Source organism: Corynebacterium sp. HMSC04H06, assembly GCF_001815935.1.
Classification (GTDB): Bacteria; Actinomycetota; Actinomycetes; order Mycobacteriales; family Mycobacteriaceae; genus Corynebacterium.
This window is the reverse complement of record NZ_KV823452.1, coordinates 22,301-41,747: the sequence shown is the minus strand read 5'-3', so window position 1 is coordinate 41,747 and position 19,447 is coordinate 22,301. Positions and strand designations below refer to the sequence as shown.

Here is a 19,447-nt window from a genome sequence, read left to right as displayed (position 1 = left end):
CACTCCGTAGCGCCTACTCGGCGTGCCTAAAGGCCTAGAACTTGACGCCGGCCTGCTTCAGGAGATCCTTGAGCGGGTTGAGGATGGCCGGGTTGATCCGCGCGAGCATCACGGTGGCCTGCACGATGCCAGCCAGCAGCGCACCAACCACGGAGACCCACGACATGACCTCCTTCAACTTTTCGGTCTGCTCGGCGCTGGAGCCGAACATGGTATCGGGCTCCTCGTCCTCCGGCTTGCCGTCCGTCTGGTCGCCGCCCTCGGCGCCGCCGTTGCCGTCGGGAGCTTCGGAATCACCGTTTTCGCCGGCGTTACCGCTCTCGGTGGATTTGTCAGTGGAGGCTTCGGAAGAGAGCGGGATCTCCGCGGCGTCGTCGGCCATGGCTACCGGGGAGGCGAGGCTGAACGTGACGGCGGCGGTTGCGACAAGGGTGGTGGAAAGGCGTGTACGGCGCATGGTGGAAACTCCTTAAAACAAGACGAGAGAAACGGTGCTAAAAATCCTCGTATGAATTTATCAGGTTGTTTGGAGATGTCTACCCTTGCGGGCGCATTAGTGGTCCAGGACACCCCGGTGCTGGGGAATGTCTGTCAAACTATAGGTATTGCGCCCCGGCCGCCACCCTGCCCGCTAGAATGAACCGACATGACGCAAAACTACGACCCCATCCGAGCCTCCGACGTCCAGCTGGCCCAGTCCCGCATTTCGTCCGAGATTGCTCCCACCCCGCTGCACTACTGCCCGCGTCTGTCGCAGATTACAGGCTACGAAGTCTTCCTCAAGCGGGAAGACCAGCAAGACGTGCGCTCCTACAAGATCCGCGGGTCCTATTTTGCGATTTCCAACCTGTCCGAGGAGCAGCGTGCCGGCGGGGTAGTGGCGGCATCGGCGGGCAATCACGCCCAGGGCGTGGCGTATGCCTGCCGCACCATGGGCATCAAGGGCAAAATCTTCGTGCCCGGCCCCACCCCGAAGCAAAAGCGCGATCGCATCCTGGTCCACGGCGGCGACGCGGTCGAGTTGGTCGTCGTCGGCGCCAACTTCGACGAGGCGGCGGCCGCAGCCCGCGCCGATGCCGAAGCCCGCGGCGCCACCATGATCGAGCCCTTCGATGCCCGCGACACCATCACCGGCCAAGGCACCGTCGCCGCGGAGATCGTCTCGCAGCTGTCCGCCCAGGGGCGCAGCCTCGACGCGGTCGTCGCCCCGGTGGGCGGCGGCGGTTTGCTGGGAGGCATCGTCAGCTACTTGGCCGACATGTCCCCGCGCACGCAGGTCTACGGGATTGAGCCGCAAGGGGCAGCATCGCTGACCGCGGCCCTGCGGGCGGGCGAGCCGGTGGCGCTGGACGAGATCGATCCCTTCGTCGACGGCGCGGCCGTGGGACGCATTGGTTCGCTGCCGTTCGACATCGTCAGCCATAACCGCGAGCGACTCAGCTGCGAGACGGTCTCCGAGGGTGCGGTGTGCACCGAGCTGCTGGAGCTCTACCAGAACGAGGGGATCATCGCCGAGCCCGCCGGCGCCCTGTCCGTGGCCGGGCTCGAGCTTGTCGATGCCCCCGCCGGGTCCAACGTCGTCTGCGTCATCTCAGGCGGCAACAACGACGTGCTGCGCTACGCCGAGATCATGGAGCGCTCCCTGGTCCACCGCGGGCTCAAACACTACTTCCTGGTCAACTTCCCGCAAGAACCCGGGCAGCTGCGTGCGTTTTTGGAGGAGATCCTGGGCCCGCACGACGACATCACCCTGTTCGAGTACCTAAAGCGCAACAACCGTGAGACCGGGGCGGCGCTGGTCGGTCTGCAGCTCGGGGAGGCCGTCGGTCTGCCGGGGCTGCTCGCCCGGATGGAGGAGTCACGCATTAAGTGCCAGCGCCTGGAGCCGGGCACCCCCGAGTACGAATTCCTGGTGTCTTAATGGAGCGCTACCCGCTACCCGCGGCCGGGAAGGTCACCGAGCATGAAGTAGAAATTAAGCGCTCCCGCTTCATCGCGCTCGTCGCGCGGGCCCAGAACGAAGAGGAGGCGCGCGGGTTCATCGAGAGCGTGCGCGAGCGCTTCCCGGACGCCCGCCATCACTGCAGCGCCTACGTCTACTACCAGGACGGAGCGCAGCCGGTGGAGCGGTCCTCCGACGACGGCGAGCCCTCCGGCACCGCCGGCAAACCTATGCTGGACGTGCTCAAGGGCAGCGGCATGCTGGACGTGTGCGCGGTGGTGGTGCGCTACTTCGGCGGCATCAAGCTGGGCGCCGGCGGGCTGGTGCACGCCTACGGCGGCACGCTCAGCGAGGCGGTCGCGCAGGTCGACCGCGTTACTCGCGCGCAGCGGGAGCTCTACACGATTGAGGTCGAGCACGCGGAGGCCGGCCGCCTAGAGGCGGACCTCCGGGCCCGCGGCTACGACATCCAGGACACCCAGTACGGCGCGGCGGTGACCTATACGTTGGCGTGCGCGCCCGGCGGCCGCGACGGCCTAGAGGCCGAGCTGGCGGCGCTGACGCAGGGGCGGGTGACCCCGCGGGCCGGCGGGCGAGCCTGGGTGGAGTTACCTGGTGCGTGAGGTAGAATAGCGTGCCATGACCATGCAGCGACGTCCCAACAATCCGATTGAAGCGCGCAAGCAAGCAGTCCGCAAGCACTCCCGCAACGGCCTCATCTCCGTGGGCGCTGGGGTCGGCGGTGGCGTTCTGATGACTATCCTGTTCGGCAACCCCGGCTTCTGGCTGGTGCTCGGCCTGGTGGTGGCCGTCGTGGGCGGCGCCGCCAACTTCCTCAAGGTGCGCAAGATCATCAACCAGAACTACAACAACTACTAGTTCATGGATAACCAGCCTGCTGGTAGGCCGGTTCGTATCGACGCGTGGGTCTGGGCGGTGCGCATGTTCAAAACCCGCTCCGCGGCCGCCGATGCCGTCAAAGCCGGCCACGTCAAAATCAACGGCGAGGCCGTCAAGCCCTCGCAGCAGGTCGTCCCCGGCGACCGTGTCCGTGTGTGGAAGGACCACCACGAATACGATCTCGAGGTGCTAGCCACCGTCCGCAAGCGCGTCGGGGCGCCGGTCGCGCGCACCTGCTACACCGACCACGCGCCGCCGCCCCCGCCGCGGCAGTTCCAGCCGTCGGTGCCCGTCCGCGCGAAGGGCGCGGGCCGGCCCACCAAGCGGGAGCGCCGCCAGATGGAGAAGTTCCGCGGCGGCTTCCGCTAGCCTAGCCGCGCAGTTGCTTTAAGCGCCCGCGCAAGCGCTTGGCGCGGTCGGTGCGGTTGCCGGTGTGCGCGGTGGCATCGATGTGCGCCTGCCCGAAGCGGTTGAGCAGGAGATCGTCGACCAACCGGATGTGGCCGGGGCGGAAGCGGTACTGGAAGGCCTCCTGCAGGGAGGCGATGTCCTCGTCGTTGAGCAGCTCCTGGAGCTGGCGCACCGTGGTCACCCCGTTGAGCTCGAGTAGCTCCGCCAGCCAGCGGTAGTGATCCGAGCGCGAACGCGGGAAGCGCGATCCCAGCAGCATGGTGAGAATCCCGGGCAGCGTCTCCGCCGTGACCACCACGTCCTCGGTGGTCTCGGTCCGCGGGCTCTTGAGTGCGGCGATCTCGTCGAATTGCTGATCGGCGAGCTCGATCAGCCCGGCCGCCAGCGTGAACAGGCGGTCCACCTGCGGCGAGGGCGGGTTGGGGCCCTGCTTGTAGCGGATGTCGTGCTCGAACTCGGCCCAGGCGTGCTGCAGGACGGTGCGCACCTGCACCTCGAAAGTGAAGCCGCGGTAGGCGCCCAGCTCCTCGATGGCGTCGGTCACCTGTAGCACCAGGTGGTGCGAGCCGTAGCCGAAGCCTCCGGAGATCCGCGTCTGCGCCGCCTTGTCGACCGAGCGCAGGACCTCGAAGGACTCGCTTAACACGTCGATGGCCTGCGGGATGGCGGTGGAGTGGAAGACCGTGACGCGCACGCCGACCAGATCGTGGATATCCTCCCACGGGTGCGGGTAGACCGGATCGCCGTCGGAGTTGCGCTTTTTCGCCTTCGCCTTGAACGAGGACCAGCTCTTCACGCGGGCGGAGACGTGATCGAAGATGACGCCGGCATCGTTAAGCAATTCTTCGATGGCCGAGTGGAAGTCCGCAGCGGCGTGCGGGTGCTGCCGGTTCCAGTCGTGGTAGCGGGTGCCCAGGCGGGCCACGGGGCGGCTCCTTTCTGGTCGAGCTTTAAGTATTGAGGCAGTAGTCCTGCGGAAACCCCTGCACCAATAGTAACGGCACCGAGGACAGTTGCACCCGATGCCGCGGCCGCGTTTCTTGCGCCCGTTGCGCCCACGCCGTGGCCTCCTGGTGGCCGACACCGGCCAGCGCAATCACCGTGGCCGGGTCGGGCACGAGGTAGACCAGGCGCTCGGCGGCCAGGATGGTGTGCAGGTGATCGTCGAGCAGGAGGAAGGCGCGCGGGTGGGCCAGCCAGGAGCTAATCGGATACCGCGAGGTGGCCACCTGCACGCCGTCGGGGCAGCCCGGCCCGAGGACCGCGCTGGCCGGCCGCATCCAGAACTGGGTCCCGTACTCGGAGCGGGAGGCCTCGGCCAAGTTGATGGCGGCGAAATCCCACGCGTGCTGGATGGACACGCCCAGCTCATCCAGGCCGCGCTGGCTGACGTTGATGCCGCCGTCGGAGGTTGTACACCGCAGGGTCATCGACCAGTTCTGCGACAGCGGCAGGGTCGCTACGGAGTCGCAGAAGCCGTCATCGGATAAGCCGGTGTTAGTCGTCCAGCGCTGGCGGACCAGGCGGGGCAGCAGGCCGCTTAAACTCAGCTCCGGGTGCGTGGCTGGGTGGAGGGCGGTGGTCACAACTATTCTCCTGGGAAGTCGGCGGGAATCCCTGACGAATAGTTAGACTGCGCCGCGGCCGCAACGGTTCCCTTAGAACGGCGGCTGGTCGCTTAAGCCTACCGCGTCGAGGAGCTCGTTCGCGCTCCAGAAGGTGATGTCCTGGCCCTTGTCGCGCAGCTCTTCGGCGCGCTTTTCCTTGGAGGTCTTCTTCGCCCACGTGCCGACGACCAGCAGGGTGGTCTTCTTCGTGACATTTTTGCCGATAACGCCGCCGCGCTCGGCGATGGCGGACCACAGCTGGCCTTTATCGAAGGGCTCGAAGTCGCCGGTCAGCGTGACGTGCTGGCCGAAAAGCGGGCCCTGCGGGTCGGCGTCGGGGTTGGGTTCGGGGATGGTCTCCGGCGTGGCGACGGTCTTCCACGGGGCGGGGCGGCGTGCTCCGGACTCGCGGGTCTGCGACCGGAAATCCGTGCCCGCGCCGAGGTCGGCAGCCGAGGTTGGCGCCACGTTGTCCTGCAGGACCGGCATGACCTGCTCGGGGGACAGGGACCCCAGGCGGAAACCGCACTCGTCGAAGAGCCCGGCGATACCCCCGGTCAGCCCCAGCTTCTGCGCCAGGCCGGCGACGATGATGCCGGCCGCGCGGGCGTCGGCGCAGGCGTCGTGGTGGCTGAAGGAATCTAGTCCGCACGCCGCGGCGACGGTGGGCAGCTTGTGGTTGGCCACGTCCAGTACCCCGCGGTCGGAGCAGTAGCGCGCTAGCGCCAGGGAGCAGGCCAGCTGCCATTCGGGGACGTCGCTGGAGGTGGCCTGCAGGGCGGAGTGCAGGGCGCTGGAGTCGAACTGGGCGTTGTGCGCGACGAAGACGTCGTCGCCCACGAAGTCGACGAGTTCGGCGGCGACGGTGGCAAAGGGGGCGGCATCGGCGACGTCTGCGGCGGTGATGCCGTGGATGGAGATGTTGACCTCGTCGAAGTCGGGCCAGCTAGCCGGCGGCTGGCACAGCCAGGTGCGCGACTCGGTCTCGCGGCCGTCGCGGAAGCGGACCGCACCCACTTGGCAGATGGAGCCCCAGTGCCAGTTGGCGGTTTCGACGTCGACGGCGGTGAAATCCAGCCCCGGCACGCCCGGGTCGTGCTCACCGCTTTGGGCGGCGGCAATCAGTGCGCGGATGGCCTCGGCGTCCTGGTGCGGGTCGACGGGGATGGTCACTGCCGTGCCCTCCAGCGCCACCCAGCCCTGCGCGGTGGCGGTGGGCTCGCGCACGCTTAAATCCCTGATGTCGGCGAGTGGGACCGAGGTGGTTGCCGGCTTCCCCAGGCTCAGCGAGAGCACGGAGTGGTGGATCTCCACGCTGGTAGCGGTGACATCGACGTGGGCGCCGTGGGCTTTAACCGACACTAAAATCAGGGCCTTTCCAAGCAGGAACTAATCGAGAACGGGCGGCTCCACCTGCTTGAGCAACAGCGTGGAGCGCGGCTGCACATCGATGGTACCCGCTGCCGGGATGAGGATTTCCTCGGTGGGGTACCCGCCGGGGTGCGCAGTGTCGACCACCAGCTTCCACTTCGCCCCGAGATCCTGGGTGGGCAGCGTGAACTCGATCTGCTCGTGGTGGGCGTTGAAAATCATCACGAAGGAGTCGTCGACGATTTTCTGGCCGCGGGTGTCGGGCTCACTAATCGCGTTGCCGTTCAAGTAGACCATCAGGGACTTGCCGAAGTCGTGGTCCCAGTCGTCCTGGGTCATCAGCTTGCCGGAAGGCACCAGCCAGGCGATGTCGCGGTCGCGCGCGTCGGTGCCCAGCGGGCCGCCGGCCAGGAAGCGGCGCCGGCGGAAGACCGGGTGGCGGTGGCGGATGCCGATGAGCCGCTTGGTGAAGTCGTAGAGCTCGGAGTTTTTCTCCTGCTCCAGCAGGGACCAGTCCATCCAGGAGATCTCGTTGTCCTGGCAGTAGGCGTTGTTGTTGCCGGACTGGGTGCGGCCGAACTCGTCGCCGTGGCTGAGCATCGGGGTGCCTTGGCTCAGCAGCAGCGTGGTCAGGAAATTGCGCTGCTGGCGGCGGCGCAGGCGCTGGATGTCGGGGTCGTCGGTAGATCCTTCGACGCCGTGGTTCCAGGAGCGATTGAAGGACTCGCCGTCCTGGTTGTCCTCGCCGTTGTCCCCGTTGTGCTTGTCGTTGTAGGCCACCAGGTCGGCGAGGGTGAAGCCGTCGTGGGCGGTGATGAAGTTGATGGAGGCAGTTGGGCGGCGGTCGTTGTTGCCGTAGAGATCGGAGGAACCGGTCAGCCGGGAGGCGAACTCGCCGAGGGTGGCCGGCTCGCCGCGCCAGAAGTCGCGGACGGTGTCGCGGTACTTGCCGTTCCATTCGCTCCAGATCGGCGGGAAGTTGCCCACCTGGTAGCCGTCGTGGCCGACGTCCCAGGGCTCGGCGATGAGCTTGACCTGGCTGACCACCGGGTCCTGCTGCACCAGGTCGAAGAAGGTGGCCAGCTTGTCGACGTCGTTGAGCTCCCGCGCGAGTGTGGCCGCCAGGTCGAAGCGGAAGCCGTCGACGCGCATCTCGGTGACCCAGTAGCGCAGCGAGTCCATGATCATCTGCAGCGAGGACGGGTGGCGCACGTTCAGCGAGTTCCCGGTGCCGGTGTAGTCCATGTAGTACTCGGGGTTGTCATCGTCCAGGCGGTAGTAGGCCTGGTTATCGATGCCCCTAAACGCAATGGTGGGGCCCATATGGTTGCCTTCGGCGGTGTGGTTGTAGACCACGTCAAGGATGACCTCGATTCCGGCGGCGTGGAAGGCGCGCACCATCGTCTTGAACTCGGCCACGGCCTCGCCGGGCTTGCGGGCAAAGGCGTAGTCCTGGTGGGGCGCGAAGAAGCCGAAGGTGTTGTACCCCCAGTAGTTGCGCAGCCCCAGCTCGCGCAGGCGGTCGTCCTGGAGGAACTGGTGGACGGGCATGAGCTCCACGGCGGTCACGCCGAGGTTGCGCAGGTAGTCGGTGACCGCCGGGTGCGCCATACCGGCGTACGTGCCGCGCAGGTGCTCCGGGACGCCGGGGTGCTGCATGGTCATGCCCTTGACGTGAGTCTCGTAGATGACCGTTTCGTTTTCGGGCGTGTGCGGGCGGCGGTCCCCGCGCCAGTCGAAGAAGGGGTTGATGACCACCGAGTACATGGTGTGGCCGAGCGAGTCGGAGGTGTTGCGCCCGGTGCCGGGTTCTTCAGCGTGGATGTCGTAGGAATACAGCGCGGCGTCCCGGTCGAATTCCCCGGTGAAGGCGCGGGCGTACGGATCCACCAGCAGCTTGGAGGGATCGCAGCGCAGGCCGGCCTCGGGATCGTAAGGCCCGTGGACGCGGTAGCCGTAGCGCTGGCCGGGCGACACGTAGGGCAGGTAGCAGTGCCAGACGTGGGCGCTGACCTCAGTGAGTTCGATGCGCTCTTCCTTCCCGGCGGCATCGATAAGGCAGAGATCTACCTTGTCGGCCACCTCGGAGAAGAGCGCGAAATTTGTACCGGAACCGTCGAAAGTGGAACCCAGGGGCGCGGGCGAGCCGGGCCAAACCTGGGTGATCTGGGGGCGGGAAGTTGCGCTCATGGCTGCTTAGCTTAATGGCAACCGGGCGCTTTCACCTGTCGAGCGAGTCGGTACCCGCGAGCACGATGTGAACCGCGCGGGCGAGCTTGTCCGCCCCGGAGTGATCACCCACGCGCTCCTCGGCTGCCGTGTTACCGGTGGCCGCCTGGTATTGCAGCAGGGACTGCTCCAGCGTGGTGGCCCCTAGGACTAGGTGGAGGACGGACTCGGCGTCGAGCTGGCGGGTGGCATCGTCAGCGCCGTGGCCGGCGGCGGCCAGCGCGGACTTGAAGCGCGCTACGAGTTGCTCCCAGGCCAGCGAGTGCGGCTGGGACAGGGCGGCGGAGACCACCTCGGCGCCGTCGCGGTGGGCTAGCAGGGCAGAGCGCAGGCTCAGGCTGAGTTCGACGGGGGAGGTGCCGGACAGGGGTGCCAGGATGGCATCGGCAAGCGCGGAAATGAGGCCCTGCTTGTTGGTGATGTGCCAGTAGAGCGCGCCGGGGGCAACCCCCAGCGAGCCCGCGACGCGCCGCATGGTGGTGTCTGCCAGCCCGTAGGTATCTAGCAGGTCAAGGGCGGCTTTGATGATGGTCTCGCGGGATAACTGCACGATGACCTAGTCTAGCGGGCCGGCCCAGCGCGGGCCAGAACGCCCACGTTCACAGGTTTCTATAACCAAACTGTAACTGTCCTGCCACGCAAAGGTTGTTATGATATTCGACGTCAAGGGTGTACTGCCGCTGCGTTAGGGTAGCGCCCCCCGAAAGCCTGTAGTCCCTCAAATCGTCAGGAGAAATGTTGTCCCTTTTCACCCCGTCTAAGATGTCCGTTGTCGCGCTTGCGTTGGTCGTCCCACTGACCCTTACGGCTTGCGGTTCTGACGAGGAAGATTCCACCGAGGCTGCTCCGTCGACCGAGACCGCCACCAAGGAGGCCCCGAGCTCCAAGGCCAAGGACGAGGATAAGGACAAGGACGCCGAGAAGTCCTCCGAGGCCAAGGACAAGGATAAGGATTCCGAGAAGTCCGCTCAGGGCAAGGAGCGCTCCGCCTCCAACCAGGACGGCAACAACGCCGGCGGCGGCGACCAGGCCGCGGCGGCCGAGTCCATGGTTGACCCGTTCGAGGGCGGCGACCCGATGCAGGGGCAGGCCGACATCGCCCCGGTTGAGGGTGGCCAGGCTGCCGACGGCGCCGTCTCCGGCGAGATCAACGGCCTGGTTCGCGGCCTGTACGATCAGCAGGACATGCGCTCCTTCATGCGCTACATGCCGGACCACACCTGCCAGCGCGTGCTGGACGCCCAGCCGGAGCTGCGCAACGCCGATTACAACCAGATCCCGCAGGTCTCCATGGACGAGGCCAGCAACGGGCAGTGGAAGGACACCTTCGTCCAGGACATCCGCGACATCAAGGTCAAGGACAACACCGCCTCCGCCACCGTGGAGGTAGCTACCCCGCAGGGCCCGGACACCACCACCATGCGCTTTGCCAACGAGGGCGGCAACTGGACCTTCTGTAACTAGGAGCGCCCGGCAGGGTAGCCTGGAAGGCTATGTTGAGCCGCTCGTTTACTCCACCCCGCAGCGTCGGTTTCGCTGCGGGGTTATTCGCTTGCGTACTCGTGGTCTTCGGAGTCGCGGGCATCCTCTGGGGCCTGTGTCGCCCGCGTGTCGCCCTCGCGGAGCTGCCCGAGGGCGGCTTCGGCGTGGATATGGGCTCGGCGCCAGCGGTGGCGTTGCTAAGCTTCACCGTCATTACCGGGGGAGCCGGCACGGTCACCGGCGTGCTGGCCTTTACGCGGGGCGCGCGCTTCCGCGGGTTAGGCACCCTGCTGTGGGTGGGCGTGTGCGCGCTGGCCGGCGCCGCCGCTTTTGTGGTCTTCTCCGGGCTCTTCGTACCCACCGAGCCGGCCGAGATGGTCGACGGCGCGGAGTTCGTCCCGCCGTTCCCGCTCGGGGTCGCCCTCTTAGCCGCGCCCTTCATGGCGATGTTCGGCTACTGGTCGGCGGCCTTCGTCAGCGGCGACGAGGCCTGGGAGACCCAGCAAATACAGCAGACCCAGCCGACCCAAGAAGCCCCGACCGCGGCCCCGGTTACGGCCGGCGACAACCACCCGGCCTAGTGAGGCCACTTGACGGGGGAGACGCCCACGACGTCGCGGGCAATCGAGTCGAGCCCGTAGAGGATGTTGTGCAGCCCGATGCCGATGTGCTGGGTCAGCTGCGCGTCCGTGAGCCCCTCGGCGGTGACGACCGAATAATCGATGTGGACGTCGACGGTGCTCTCGGGCTCGGCCGCGGCAGCGTCAGCGCTTCCCGGCTCCGGGGAGTTCAGGTGGCAGAACGCGGAGGAGGCCTCCGTGGTGCGATTCCAATCGTTGCAGGTCAAAAACAGCTTGGAGAATTCCGCGGCCGGCAGCTGCGGTTCCCAGCGGCCGTTGATGACCACGGAGGGGCCGGAGTCGATGGCGAAGCTGACCAAGACCTCGTTGATCCAGGCCAGGACCGGGCCGTCCTCCAAGCCGTGCTGGTTGACCACCCCCATCTGGCGCAGGCGCTCGCGCAGCCGCGGGTAGCTCACGGGCGCGGGGCGCTCGCTGTCGCCTTCGGTTAGCTCCGGGGCCCACCCGGCCCAGCTGGTGTGCGCGGCGCTGCCGGGGGCGTGGTCGAGCTCGGGGAAATGCTCGATGAAGAAGTCAAAGGCGGCGCCGGCGTTGGACAGGGCCCGGATGAGGCAGGACTCCAGCTGCGCGGTGGTCAGGCCCTGGTGGCTGACAATCGCCCCGTGCCCGGAGAGGGTGAGGTTTTCCAGGCCGCTGTGCTCGAAGACCATGGTGGGGGTGAAGCAGTCGTGATTCCATTCGTTGAGCGCCTGGGCTAAATCATCGATGGCGAAAAAGGCGATGGGCCCGTCGAATTCCAGCCGGCAGTTGATGACCGCGGGGTTGTCCGGGTTGAGGGACAGGGTCAGCCGGCAGTGTGAGGTGTGCTGGTAGACCAGCTGGGGCTGGGGACCATCGGCCCAGTGCAGCGGCAGGCCAATCTCCTGGGCGCAGGAGTAAACGCGCGGCAGATCCACCGGTGCCAAGGCATCCGGGAAACCGGGGCGAGGGGAGGCGGTCAACGTCTAACACCTGCTTTCTTTACGGCCTGGGGACGGTCTGTGGGGCGCCAGGGGCACCGGCGCCGGCCGGGTGGGCCGAGATTTTGGGCCGTGCCCCAAGTCTATCTGCTCATACGGGCCCGGCACGTAGAAATTGCTCCTAAGATGGTCTCTACTACACGTTTGGCCCTTTGAGGAGGCATAAGATTGCTCAATACCATTGATTTGCGGAATACCGAGCTGACGACGTCGGCGCTGCGGAAGGTTCTGCCCCGCGGCGGCGTCAACGTCGAATCGGTGGCCGGCACCGTCGCCCCCGTCGTCGAAGCGGTCAAGACCGGCGGCGAGTCCGCCGCGCTGGATTACGGCGAGCGCTTCGACCACGTCCGCCCGGCGGCGGTCCAGGTCCCGACCGCGGCCATCGATGCCGCCGTCGAGGTCCTTGAGCCACACGTTCGCGCCGCGATCGAGGAGGCCATCGCGCGCGTGCGCAAGGTCCATGTTGAGCAAGTCCCGCAGCCGCACACCACGCAGCTGGGCGAGGGCGCGACCGTCACCGAGGTATTCGCGCCCATCGAGCGCGTGGGCCTCTACGTGCCGGGCGGGCAGGCGGTCTACCCGTCGTCCGTGGTGATGAACGTGGTCCCGGCGCAGGCCGCCGGGGTGGAATCCTTGGTCGTGGCCTCCCCGCCGCAGGCCGATCACGACGGCCTGCCGCACCCGACGGTGCTGGCTACCTGCGCCCTGCTGGGCGTTAGCGAGGTCTGGGCCGTCGGCGGCGCCCAGGCGGTCGCGCTGATGGCCTACGGCGACGACGCCGCGGGCCTGGAGCCGGTCGACATGATCACAGGTCCGGGCAATATCTTCGTGACTGCGGCGAAGCGGCAGGTCTCCTCGTTTGTCGGGGTGGACGCGGAGGCCGGCCCGACGGAGATCGCCGTGCTGGCCGACGACAGCGCCGATCCGGTCCTGGTGGCCTACGACCTCATCTCCCAAGCGGAGCACGATCCGATGGCCGCCAGCGTGCTGATCACCGACTCGGAGTTTTTGGCCCAGCGCGTCGACGCCGAGGTGGAGGCTCGCTACACCGCCACCGCCAACGCCGAGCGCGCCGCCGAGGCCCTGCGCGGTAAGCAGTCCGGGATCATCCTGGTCGATGACATCAACGCCGGCATCCGCGTGGCCGACGCGTATGCGGCCGAGCACCTGGAGGTCCACACCCGCAACACCCGCACCGTCGCGGAGCGCATCCGGCACGCCGGCGCGATCTTCGTCGGCGAGTTCTCGCCGGTCCCGCTGGGCGACTACGCGGCCGGTTCCAACCACGTGCTGCCGACCTCCGGCACCGCGCGGTATGGCGCCGGGCTGTCCACGCACACCTTCCTGCGCCCGGTCAACCTCATCGACTACGACGAGACGGGGCTGCGCGAGGTGGCCAGCCACGTCATCGCCTTCGCCGACGCTGAGCGCCTGCCCGCCCACGGGGAGGCCATCCGCGCCCGCACCGAACGCTAAAACGCCACCTGCCACCCGAACCGACCCTGTCAGAAAGGCTTGTCGTGTCCTTGTCCCTGGAAAACCTTCCCCTGCGCCCCGAGCTGCGCGGGCGCAGCGCCTACGGCGCCCCGCAGCTTAAGGTGGCCAACCAACTCAACACCAACGAAAACCCGTACCCGCCGTCTGCCGAGCTGGTCGAGGAGCTGGTCAGCGAGGTCCGCCGGATCGCACCGCAGCTCAACCGCTACCCGGACCGCGACGCCGTCGAGCTGCGCGAGGCCCTAGCCGACTACGTCACCGAGCGCACCGGCGTGGAGGTCACGGCCGCGCAGGTCTGGGCGGCCAACGGCTCCAACGAGGTCCTTCAGCAGCTGCTGCAGGCCTTCGCCGGCCCCGGACGCAGCGCGCTGGGCTTCACGCCGTCCTATTCCATGCACCCGGTGCTCTCCGCCGGCACCCAGACCGAATTCCTGGAGTGCCCGCGGGGTGCGGATTTTCGCATTGACATGGCGGCGGCGCGCCATGCCATCGCCGAGCACCAGCCCGACGTCGTGTTCGTGACCACCCCGAACAACCCGACCGGCGACGTGACGGAACTCGGCGACATCGAGGAGCTGGTCAAGGCCGCGCCGGGCATCGTCATTGTGGACGAGGCCTACGCGGAGTTTTCCGACGGGCCTTCGGCCGTGCGACTGCTGGCCGGCTACCCGGACAAGCTGATCGTCTCGCGCACGATGTCCAAGGCCTTCGACTTCGCCGGCGGCCGCCTGGGCTACTTCGTGGCCGACCCCGCCTTCGTTGAGGCCGTCATGCTGGTGCGCTTGCCGTACCACCTGTCCGCCCTGTCGCAGGCCGCGGCCCTGGTGGCGCTGCGCCACCGCGCGGCGACCCTGGAGACCGTCGCGAAGCTCGCGGCCGAGCGCGACCGCGTCGTCGCCGGCCTGCGGGAGCTGGGCTACCGCGTCGTCGACAGCCAGTCGAACTTCATCTTCTTCGGCGAATTCAGCGACCAGGCCGCCGCCTGGCAGGCCTTCCTGGACCGCGAGGTGCTCATCCGCGACGTCGGCCAGGCCGGCTTTCTGCGCGCGACCGTGGGCCTGCCGGGCGAGAACGACGCCTTCCTCGCCGCCGCCGCGCAGCTGACCGACTACCAGACCGACGCTGAGAAAGGGAGCGCCTGATGAACCAACCGGAACCGCGCCGCGGGAAGGTCACCCGCCGCACCAAAGAATCCGATATCACGGTGAGTGTGAACCTCGACGGCACGGGCCAGCCGAGTATTGACACCGGCCTGCCGTTTTTCGACCACATGCTCACCGCCGTGGCCACGCACGGCGGCTTCGACCTGGAGGTCAGCGCCCGCGGGGACGTCGAGGTAGACGCGCACCACACCGTCGAGGACACCGCCATCGTCTTCGGCCAGGCCTTCGCCGAGGCAGTAGGGGACAAGCGCGGCATCCGCCGCTTCGGATCCCAGCTGCTGCCGATGGACGAGACCTTGGTCGAAGCCGTCGTCGATCTGTCCGGCCGTGCCTACTTTGTCATGCACGGGGAGCCGGAGCACCTCCAATGGCAAATCATTGGGGGCCACTACGCTACGGTTATCAATAGGCACTTTTTTGAAACCTTTGCCGCCCACAGCAAGACCACCCTGCACGTCAACGTCCGCTACGGCCGCGACCCCCACCACATCACGGAGGCCGAGTACAAGGCAGTCGCCCGGGCACTGCGCCAAGCGGTAGAATCCGATCCGCGCGTGGACGGCATACCATCGACGAAGGGAGCGCTGTAGCCGCATGTACATGATGGTCTGGATCCTTTTCCTGCTGGGTGGGCTCCTTTTGGGAGGGGCCTGGACGGCCTACCAGTCCGGCTCGCGTTTCTGGACCATCGTCGCCGCCGCACTCGGCGGCATTACGACCATTACCGCGTTGATTTGGATGATTGGGGAGATGCAATAGATGGCAGAAGCAGGCGCATCGCAGGGCACGGTTAGTCTGTGGAAGGTCCCGGGGTTCCCGGAGACCATGGTCGCCGTGGCCGCCGCCTTCGGCGCGTGGTCGCTGCTGCTTCCCGTTCTGCCCATGGCGGTGCTCGACGCGGGCGGCTCGAACACGCTCGCCGGCGGGTCCACGGGTGCGTTCATGGCCGCGACCGTCATCACCCAGATGTTCACGCCCTGGTTGCTCAGCCGCTTCGGCTACCGCCCGGTCATGGCCGTGGCCGCCGGCATGCTGGGCATCCCCGCCCTGGGGCACCTGCTGGGCATGGAGGTCTGGCAGGTGCTGCTGTTTTCCGCGCTGCGCGGTGTCGGCTTCGGCGCGCTGACGGTGGCGGAATCCGCCCTCATTGCGGAGCTGGTCCCGCTGCGCCTTCTGGGCAAGGCCACCGGCACGATGGGCCTGTTCATCGGCCTGTCGCAGATGATCTTTTTGCCGGTGGGCTTGGCGATGGCCGAAAACATCAGCTTCGCCTCGACCTATTACACGGCCGCGGCCATTGCCTGCCTGGCGGTGGTCATGTGCCTGCGCCTGCCGAGCGTGCACCCGCGCAGCGGCGGCGAGTCGGAGACCGCCGAGGCACCTAGGGCCTCCACCTGGAAGCTGGTTATCGTGCCGGCCCTGGCGCTGACCACCCTGTCGATGAGCTACGGCGTGGTCTCTTCCTTCCTGCCGGCCTCGGTCCGCGAGATTGATCCGGAAACCGGCGCGGTGCTGGGCGGGCTGATGCTGTCCATCGTGGGCGGATCGGTGATGGTCTCGCGCCTGTTCGCGGGCGTGGTCGCCGACCGCCTGGGCGAGCCCGGCCACCTGTACATTCCCGCCCAGGTCATCGGCGGCGTGGGCATGCTGCTGATGGCGGCCGCCATGGTAAACGGGTGGTCCGTGTGGTGGATGGTGCTGGCCTCGGTCTTTTTCGGCATCGCCTTCGGTATCGCGCAAAACGAGGCGCTGCTGTCGATGTTCAACCGCCTGCCCCGCTCGAAAATCTCGCAGGCCTCGGCGGTGTGGAACATCTTCTACGACGCCGGCACGGGCCTGGGCTCGGTCGTGCTCGCCGCCCTGGTCACCGGCTACGGCTACGCGGGCGCGTACGGGGCCGGCGGCGTCATCATCCTGGCCGGCATCCTGATGACCGGCCTGGATACCATCCTGGGCCGCCACCGCGTGGCCGAAATCGACAACATCCGCACACGCCTGCGCCGCCTGCGGAAGGCGCCGGCGAGAAACCAGCGCCGGACCGGTACCCGGACCGAAGAACTGAAGAAGAACACACTCGATAACGTCAACAACGTCAACAAGGAGCTGGACTAGTGGAGGAGAAATGGGTAGCCCTGCTGGACTACGGGGCCGGAAACCTCCGGTCGGCCCAGCGGGCATTGGAAGTAGCAGGGGCGCGGGTCGAGGTCACCGCGGATCCGAAGGTGGCCACGGAGGCCGACGGCCTCGTCGTGCCCGGCGTGGGCGCCTTCGCCGCCTGCATGGAGGGGCTGCGCGCCATCCAGGGCCCGCGGATCATCGGCCAGCGCCTGGCCGGGGCCCGGCCGGTGCTGGGCATCTGCGTCGGCATGCAGGTGCTCTTCGACGGCGGCAACGAGCACGGCATCGAAACCGCCGGCTGCGGTGAGTGGCCCGGCATGGTCACGCGCTTGCAAACGGACGTGTTGCCGCACATGGGGTGGAATACGGTCGAGCGCGCTAGCGACGGCGCGATGTTCGCCGGCATCGACCCGCAGGAGCGCTTTTATTTCGTGCACTCCTACGGCGCGCGGGCCTGGGAGCTGGAGACCGAAATCACCACTCCGCCGTCGGTGGCGTGGGCCAGCCACGGCGGCGATCGCTTCGTGGCCGCGGTAGAAAACGGCGCCCTGTGGGCCACGCAGTTCCACCCGGAGAAATCGGGGGCCACCGGGCTGAAGCTTTTATCCAACTGGATGGGCACCCTGTAGGTAGGATATAGACAATGACTCAGCACACAGATTCCTTCGTACTCCTGCCCGCCGTCGACGTCGTGGGTGGCCAGGCCGTGCGCCTCGAGCAGGGCAGGGCCGGCACCGAGAAGTCTTACGGTGATCCGCTGGCGGCCGCTTTGCAGTGGCAGGAGCAGGGCGCGCAGTGGCTCCACTTCGTCGACCTGGATGCCGCCTTCAACCGCGGCTCCAACCACGAGATGATGGCTGAAGTCGTCGGCCGGCTCGACATCCCGGTGGAGCTGACCGGCGGAATCCGCGACGACGCCGGGGTGGAGCGCGCCCTGGCCACCGGTGCGCGCCGCCTGAACATCGGCACCGCCGCGCTGCAGGACCCGGAGTGGATCGCCCGCGTCATCGACACATACGGCGACAAAATCGCCGTCGACCTGGCGATCCAGGAAGAAGACGGGGAGTGGCGCACCCGCGGCAACGGCTGGGAGTCCGACGGCGGCGATCTCTGGGAGGTCCTCGAGCGCCTCGACGCCGCCGGCTGCCAGCGCTTCGTGGTCACCGACGTCACCAAGGACGGGACCCTTTCTGGGCCCAACCTGGAGCTGCTCCAGGACGTGACCATGGCTACCGATGCCGCAGTGACGGCCTCCGGCGGCATCTCCACGCTGGACGACGTCACGGAGCTGGCCACCTTCCTTAACCGTGGCATTGACTCCGCGATCATCGGCAAGGCCCTCTACGAGGGACGCTTCCGCCTGGACGACGCGCTTGCAGCGGTGGCCCAGGTTGACCCGCTGCCGGCCGAGACCCCCATCGACCTCCTTGATTCCCCGGAAGACAGAGGATAGACCGACCCACAGACCACCCCACCGCAGGATAAAAACCGACCGAGGATGAGTGAGCACGCCATGACATCGCCGCTGGAATTGCTGGCCTTCGCTGAGGCCATCGTGGATGAGACCACCGACCGTTTCCGCACCGGGCTGGGCGCGAAGCCGGCCCAGTTCAAGGGCCAGGGCGACTTCGCCACCGAGGTCGACATCGCCATCGAGACCAACTTGCGCCGGCGCCTGACCCAGCTCACCGGCATCCCGGTCTACGGGGAAGAATCGGGCGGCAAGCTGGCCGAGACCGTGTGGGTGGTCGATCCCATCGACGGCACCGCCAATTACTCGGCCGGCAACCCGCTGTGCGGCACCCTGGTGGCACTCGTCCAGGACCACCAACCCCTCGTGGCCGTGGCGGATTTCCCGCTTCTGGGGCGCCGGCTCGCCGCAGCTGACGGCGCGCCGTTGCGCTCGGTTGGGGGACCGCCGAACGGCTTCGGCGGCGGGGAAGACGCTTTGGGCTTTGACGAGGCCCGTGGCCACGTCGGCTGCTCTTCGCACCTGCAAACGCCCATCTTCAACGATCTCAAGCGCAAGGGCCTGCGCCCGCGGATCACCGGGTCCGTGGGGCTGGACAGCGCCTTCGTGGGTCAGGGGGTCTTTGACGGAGCGGTGAATTTCTCCCCGCACGCCTGGGACAACGCCGCGGGTGCGCTCTTCGTGCGCTCGGCCGGGGGGCTGGTCACTGATCCCTACGGCGAGGAGTGGACTGTGCACTCGGCCGGCATGGTGGTCGGCACCGCGCAGGTGCACGCGACCATCCTGGATTCTATCCGATCCAACCGGGCCGACAACTAAAACAGCAGCTATCCAGCCGGCTCCCACGCTGGCCCAGACTTTTTTTAAAAAAGGAGTGTGCTCCCCGTGACCTTGTCTGTGCGGGTTATTCCCTGCCTCGACGTCGATAACGGCCGCGTGGTCAAGGGCGTCAACTTTGCCAACCTCCGCGACGCCGGTGATCCGGTGGAGCTGGCCGCCCGTTACGACCAGCTCGGCGCCGACGAGCTTACCTTCCTGGACGTTAGCGCCTCGAAGGAGGGCCGCGGCACGCTCATCGACGTCGTGCGTCGCACGGCCGAGCAGGTTTTTATCCCGCTGACCGTGGGCGGCGGAGTGCGTAGCGCCGACGACGTGCGCGCCCTCCTGCGCGCCGGCGCGGACAAGGTCTCCGTCAACACCGCCGCCATCGCCCACCCCGAGCTGCTGCGGGAGCTGGCGGAAATCTTCGGTTCTCAGTGCATCGTGCTCTCGCTGGATGCGCGCCGGACCGCGCAGCGCCAGGACTGGGCCCCGTCGGGCTTCGAGGTCACCACGCACGGCGGCACCCGCTCCGCCGGCCTCGACGCCCTGGAGTGGGCCCGGACCGCCGCCGACCTGGGCGTAGGTGAGATCCTGCTCAACTCCATGGACAGCGACGGCACCGAAGGTGGCTTCGACACCGAGCTCATTACCGCCGTGCGTGGCGCCGTCAACGTGCCGGTCATCGCCTCGGGCGGGGCGGGCGCGCCGGAAGACTTCCCGCCGGCCGTGGCCGCCGGCGCGGACGCGGTCCTGGCCGCCTCCATCTTCCACTTCGGTAAGACCTCCATCGGCGAGGTCAAAGACGCCCTGGCTCGCGCCGGGCACTCGGTCCGG

Annotated in this window: 21 protein-coding genes and 1 pseudogene; 15 read left to right on the top strand and 7 right to left on the bottom strand. The window is 67.4% G+C overall.

Annotated elements, in window-relative coordinates; genetic code table 11:
• Positions 1–34: 34 nt before the first annotated feature.
• Positions 35–457: a hypothetical protein gene (locus HMPREF3067_RS09835; protein WP_070769543.1), complete on the bottom strand. Its 423-nt coding sequence runs from the start codon at positions 455–457 to the stop codon at positions 35–37.
• A gap of 189 nt (positions 458–646) precedes the next feature.
• Here HMPREF3067_RS09835 and ilvA point away from each other — a divergent pair, with 189 nt between their 5' ends.
• Genes ilvA through HMPREF3067_RS09815 form a run of 4 tightly spaced genes read left to right on the top strand, consistent with a single transcriptional unit; the run spans position 647 to position 3,211 of the window.
• Entirely contained in the window at positions 647–1,921 is a 1,275-nt protein-coding gene (gene ilvA / locus HMPREF3067_RS09830; RefSeq protein ID WP_070769542.1) for a threonine ammonia-lyase IlvA, read from the top strand.
• Entirely contained in the window at positions 1,921–2,565 is a 645-nt protein-coding gene (locus HMPREF3067_RS09825; RefSeq protein ID WP_070769541.1) for a YigZ family protein, read from the top strand. Before ilvA ends, HMPREF3067_RS09825 begins: the two co-directional genes overlap by 1 nt.
• 16 nt (positions 2,566–2,581) lie before the next feature.
• The gene (locus tag HMPREF3067_RS09820; RefSeq protein WP_070769540.1) at positions 2,582–2,821 is read left to right on the top strand and encodes a hypothetical protein; all 240 of its coding nucleotides are present in this window, start codon (positions 2,582–2,584) and stop codon (positions 2,819–2,821) included.
• A gap of 3 nt (positions 2,822–2,824) precedes the next feature.
• Positions 2,825–3,211, top strand: coding sequence for an RNA-binding S4 domain-containing protein (locus HMPREF3067_RS09815; RefSeq protein WP_070769539.1), 387 nt, complete (start codon positions 2,825–2,827; stop codon positions 3,209–3,211).
• Position 3,212: 1 nt separating this feature from the next.
• Here HMPREF3067_RS09815 and HMPREF3067_RS09810 read toward each other — a convergent pair whose 3' ends face one another.
• The 5 genes from HMPREF3067_RS09810 to HMPREF3067_RS09790 form a co-directional block, all read right to left on the bottom strand.
• Complete coding sequence (locus HMPREF3067_RS09810) at positions 3,213–4,178, bottom strand: GTP pyrophosphokinase (RefSeq protein ID WP_246819295.1); 966 nt, start codon at positions 4,176–4,178, stop codon at positions 3,213–3,215.
• Positions 4,179–4,203: 25 nt separating this feature from the next.
• Positions 4,204–4,839, bottom strand: a complete 636-nt coding sequence (locus HMPREF3067_RS09805; protein ID WP_070769538.1) for a hypothetical protein — start codon at positions 4,837–4,839, stop codon at positions 4,204–4,206.
• A gap of 72 nt (positions 4,840–4,911) precedes the next feature.
• Positions 4,912–6,222 carry a 3'-5' exonuclease gene (locus HMPREF3067_RS09800; RefSeq protein WP_070769537.1) on the bottom strand — a complete coding sequence of 437 codons (1,311 nt, stop codon included), beginning with the start codon at positions 6,220–6,222 and terminating at the stop codon, positions 4,912–4,914.
• A gap of 27 nt (positions 6,223–6,249) precedes the next feature.
• Positions 6,250–8,421 carry a glycogen debranching protein GlgX gene (gene glgX / locus HMPREF3067_RS09795; protein ID WP_070769536.1) on the bottom strand — a complete coding sequence of 724 codons (2,172 nt, stop codon included), beginning with the start codon at positions 8,419–8,421 and terminating at the stop codon, positions 6,250–6,252.
• 31 nt (positions 8,422–8,452) lie between these two features.
• Positions 8,453–9,010, bottom strand: a complete 558-nt coding sequence (locus tag HMPREF3067_RS09790) for a TetR family transcriptional regulator (protein WP_070769535.1) — start codon at positions 9,008–9,010, stop codon at positions 8,453–8,455.
• Positions 9,011–9,222: 212 nt separating this feature from the next.
• Between HMPREF3067_RS09790 and HMPREF3067_RS09785 the strand changes: the two genes are divergently transcribed.
• Entirely contained in the window at positions 9,223–9,924 is a 702-nt protein-coding gene (locus tag HMPREF3067_RS09785) for a hypothetical protein (protein ID WP_246819294.1), read from the top strand.
• Between the two features lie 98 nt (positions 9,925–10,022).
• Positions 10,023–10,523, top strand: a complete 501-nt coding sequence (locus tag HMPREF3067_RS09780) for a hypothetical protein (RefSeq protein ID WP_070769533.1) — start codon at positions 10,023–10,025, stop codon at positions 10,521–10,523.
• On the opposite strand, the gene HMPREF3067_RS09775 is transcribed toward HMPREF3067_RS09780, so the two are convergent.
• Positions 10,520–11,524 carry a type III secretion system chaperone family protein gene (locus tag HMPREF3067_RS09775; RefSeq protein ID WP_070769532.1) on the bottom strand — a complete coding sequence of 335 codons (1,005 nt, stop codon included), beginning with the start codon at positions 11,522–11,524 and terminating at the stop codon, positions 10,520–10,522. The genes HMPREF3067_RS09780 and HMPREF3067_RS09775 overlap by 4 nt on opposite strands.
• Before the next feature lie 186 nt (positions 11,525–11,710).
• On the opposite strand from HMPREF3067_RS09775, the gene hisD reads away from it, so the two are divergent.
• The 9 genes and pseudogenes from hisD to hisF form a co-directional block, all read left to right on the top strand.
• Positions 11,711–13,018 (top strand): histidinol dehydrogenase, encoded by a 1,308-nt coding sequence (hisD, locus tag HMPREF3067_RS09770; RefSeq protein WP_070769531.1) that lies wholly within the window; start codon positions 11,711–11,713, stop codon positions 13,016–13,018.
• Between the two features lie 44 nt (positions 13,019–13,062).
• Complete coding sequence (locus HMPREF3067_RS09765) at positions 13,063–14,181, top strand: histidinol-phosphate transaminase (RefSeq protein ID WP_371259795.1); 1,119 nt, start codon at positions 13,063–13,065, stop codon at positions 14,179–14,181.
• Positions 14,181–14,792, top strand: a complete 612-nt coding sequence (gene hisB, locus HMPREF3067_RS09760; protein ID WP_070769529.1) for an imidazoleglycerol-phosphate dehydratase HisB — start codon at positions 14,181–14,183, stop codon at positions 14,790–14,792. The genes HMPREF3067_RS09765 and hisB overlap by 1 nt, the downstream gene beginning before the upstream one ends.
• 10 nt (positions 14,793–14,802) lie before the next feature.
• Entirely contained in the window at positions 14,803–14,961 is a 159-nt protein-coding gene (locus tag HMPREF3067_RS11400; protein ID WP_168166971.1) for a hypothetical protein, read from the top strand.
• Positions 14,962–16,314 carry an MFS transporter gene (locus HMPREF3067_RS09755; protein WP_070769528.1) on the top strand — a complete coding sequence of 451 codons (1,353 nt, stop codon included), beginning with the start codon at positions 14,962–14,964 and terminating at the stop codon, positions 16,312–16,314.
• Positions 16,314–16,949, top strand: a complete 636-nt coding sequence (hisH, locus tag HMPREF3067_RS09750) for an imidazole glycerol phosphate synthase subunit HisH (RefSeq protein ID WP_070769527.1) — start codon at positions 16,314–16,316, stop codon at positions 16,947–16,949. Before HMPREF3067_RS09755 ends, hisH begins: the two co-directional genes overlap by 1 nt.
• Before the next feature lie 14 nt (positions 16,950–16,963).
• Positions 16,964–17,773, top strand: coding sequence for a bifunctional 1-(5-phosphoribosyl)-5-((5-phosphoribosylamino)methylideneamino)imidazole-4-carboxamide isomerase/phosphoribosylanthranilate isomerase PriA (gene priA / locus HMPREF3067_RS09745; RefSeq protein WP_070769526.1), 810 nt, complete (start codon positions 16,964–16,966; stop codon positions 17,771–17,773).
• Between the two features lie 60 nt (positions 17,774–17,833).
• A complete protein-coding gene (locus tag HMPREF3067_RS09740; RefSeq protein WP_070769546.1) occupies positions 17,834–18,610 on the top strand; it encodes an inositol monophosphatase family protein in 777 nt (258 codons plus the stop codon).
• Between the two features lie 66 nt (positions 18,611–18,676).
• A pseudogene (gene hisF / locus HMPREF3067_RS09735) lies at positions 18,677–19,447 on the top strand (imidazole glycerol phosphate synthase subunit HisF); the annotation flags it as partial.

Excerpts from the sequence above, each read along its gene's own strand:
- HMPREF3067_RS09835 (WP_070769543.1), bottom strand. The coding sequence starts at position 457 with ATGCGCCGTACACGCCTTTCCACCACCCTTGTCGCAACCGCCGCCGTC.
- ilvA (WP_070769542.1), top strand. The coding sequence starts at position 647 with ATGACGCAAAACTACGACCCCATCCGAGCCTCCGACGTCCAGCTGGCC.
- HMPREF3067_RS09825 (WP_070769541.1), top strand. The coding sequence starts at position 1,921 with ATGGAGCGCTACCCGCTACCCGCGGCCGGGAAGGTCACCGAGCATGAA.
- HMPREF3067_RS09820 (WP_070769540.1), top strand. The coding sequence starts at position 2,582 with ATGACCATGCAGCGACGTCCCAACAATCCGATTGAAGCGCGCAAGCAA.
- HMPREF3067_RS09815 (WP_070769539.1), top strand. The coding sequence starts at position 2,825 with ATGGATAACCAGCCTGCTGGTAGGCCGGTTCGTATCGACGCGTGGGTC.
- glgX (WP_070769536.1), bottom strand. The coding sequence starts at position 8,421 with ATGAGCGCAACTTCCCGCCCCCAGATCACCCAGGTTTGGCCCGGCTCG.
- HMPREF3067_RS09785 (WP_246819294.1), top strand. The coding sequence starts at position 9,223 with ATGTCCGTTGTCGCGCTTGCGTTGGTCGTCCCACTGACCCTTACGGCT.
- hisB (WP_070769529.1), top strand. The coding sequence starts at position 14,181 with ATGAACCAACCGGAACCGCGCCGCGGGAAGGTCACCCGCCGCACCAAA.
- HMPREF3067_RS11400 (WP_168166971.1), top strand. The coding sequence starts at position 14,803 with ATGATGGTCTGGATCCTTTTCCTGCTGGGTGGGCTCCTTTTGGGAGGG.
- HMPREF3067_RS09755 (WP_070769528.1), top strand. The coding sequence starts at position 14,962 with ATGGCAGAAGCAGGCGCATCGCAGGGCACGGTTAGTCTGTGGAAGGTC.
- priA (WP_070769526.1), top strand. The coding sequence starts at position 16,964 with ATGACTCAGCACACAGATTCCTTCGTACTCCTGCCCGCCGTCGACGTC.
- HMPREF3067_RS09740 (WP_070769546.1), top strand. The coding sequence starts at position 17,834 with ATGACATCGCCGCTGGAATTGCTGGCCTTCGCTGAGGCCATCGTGGAT.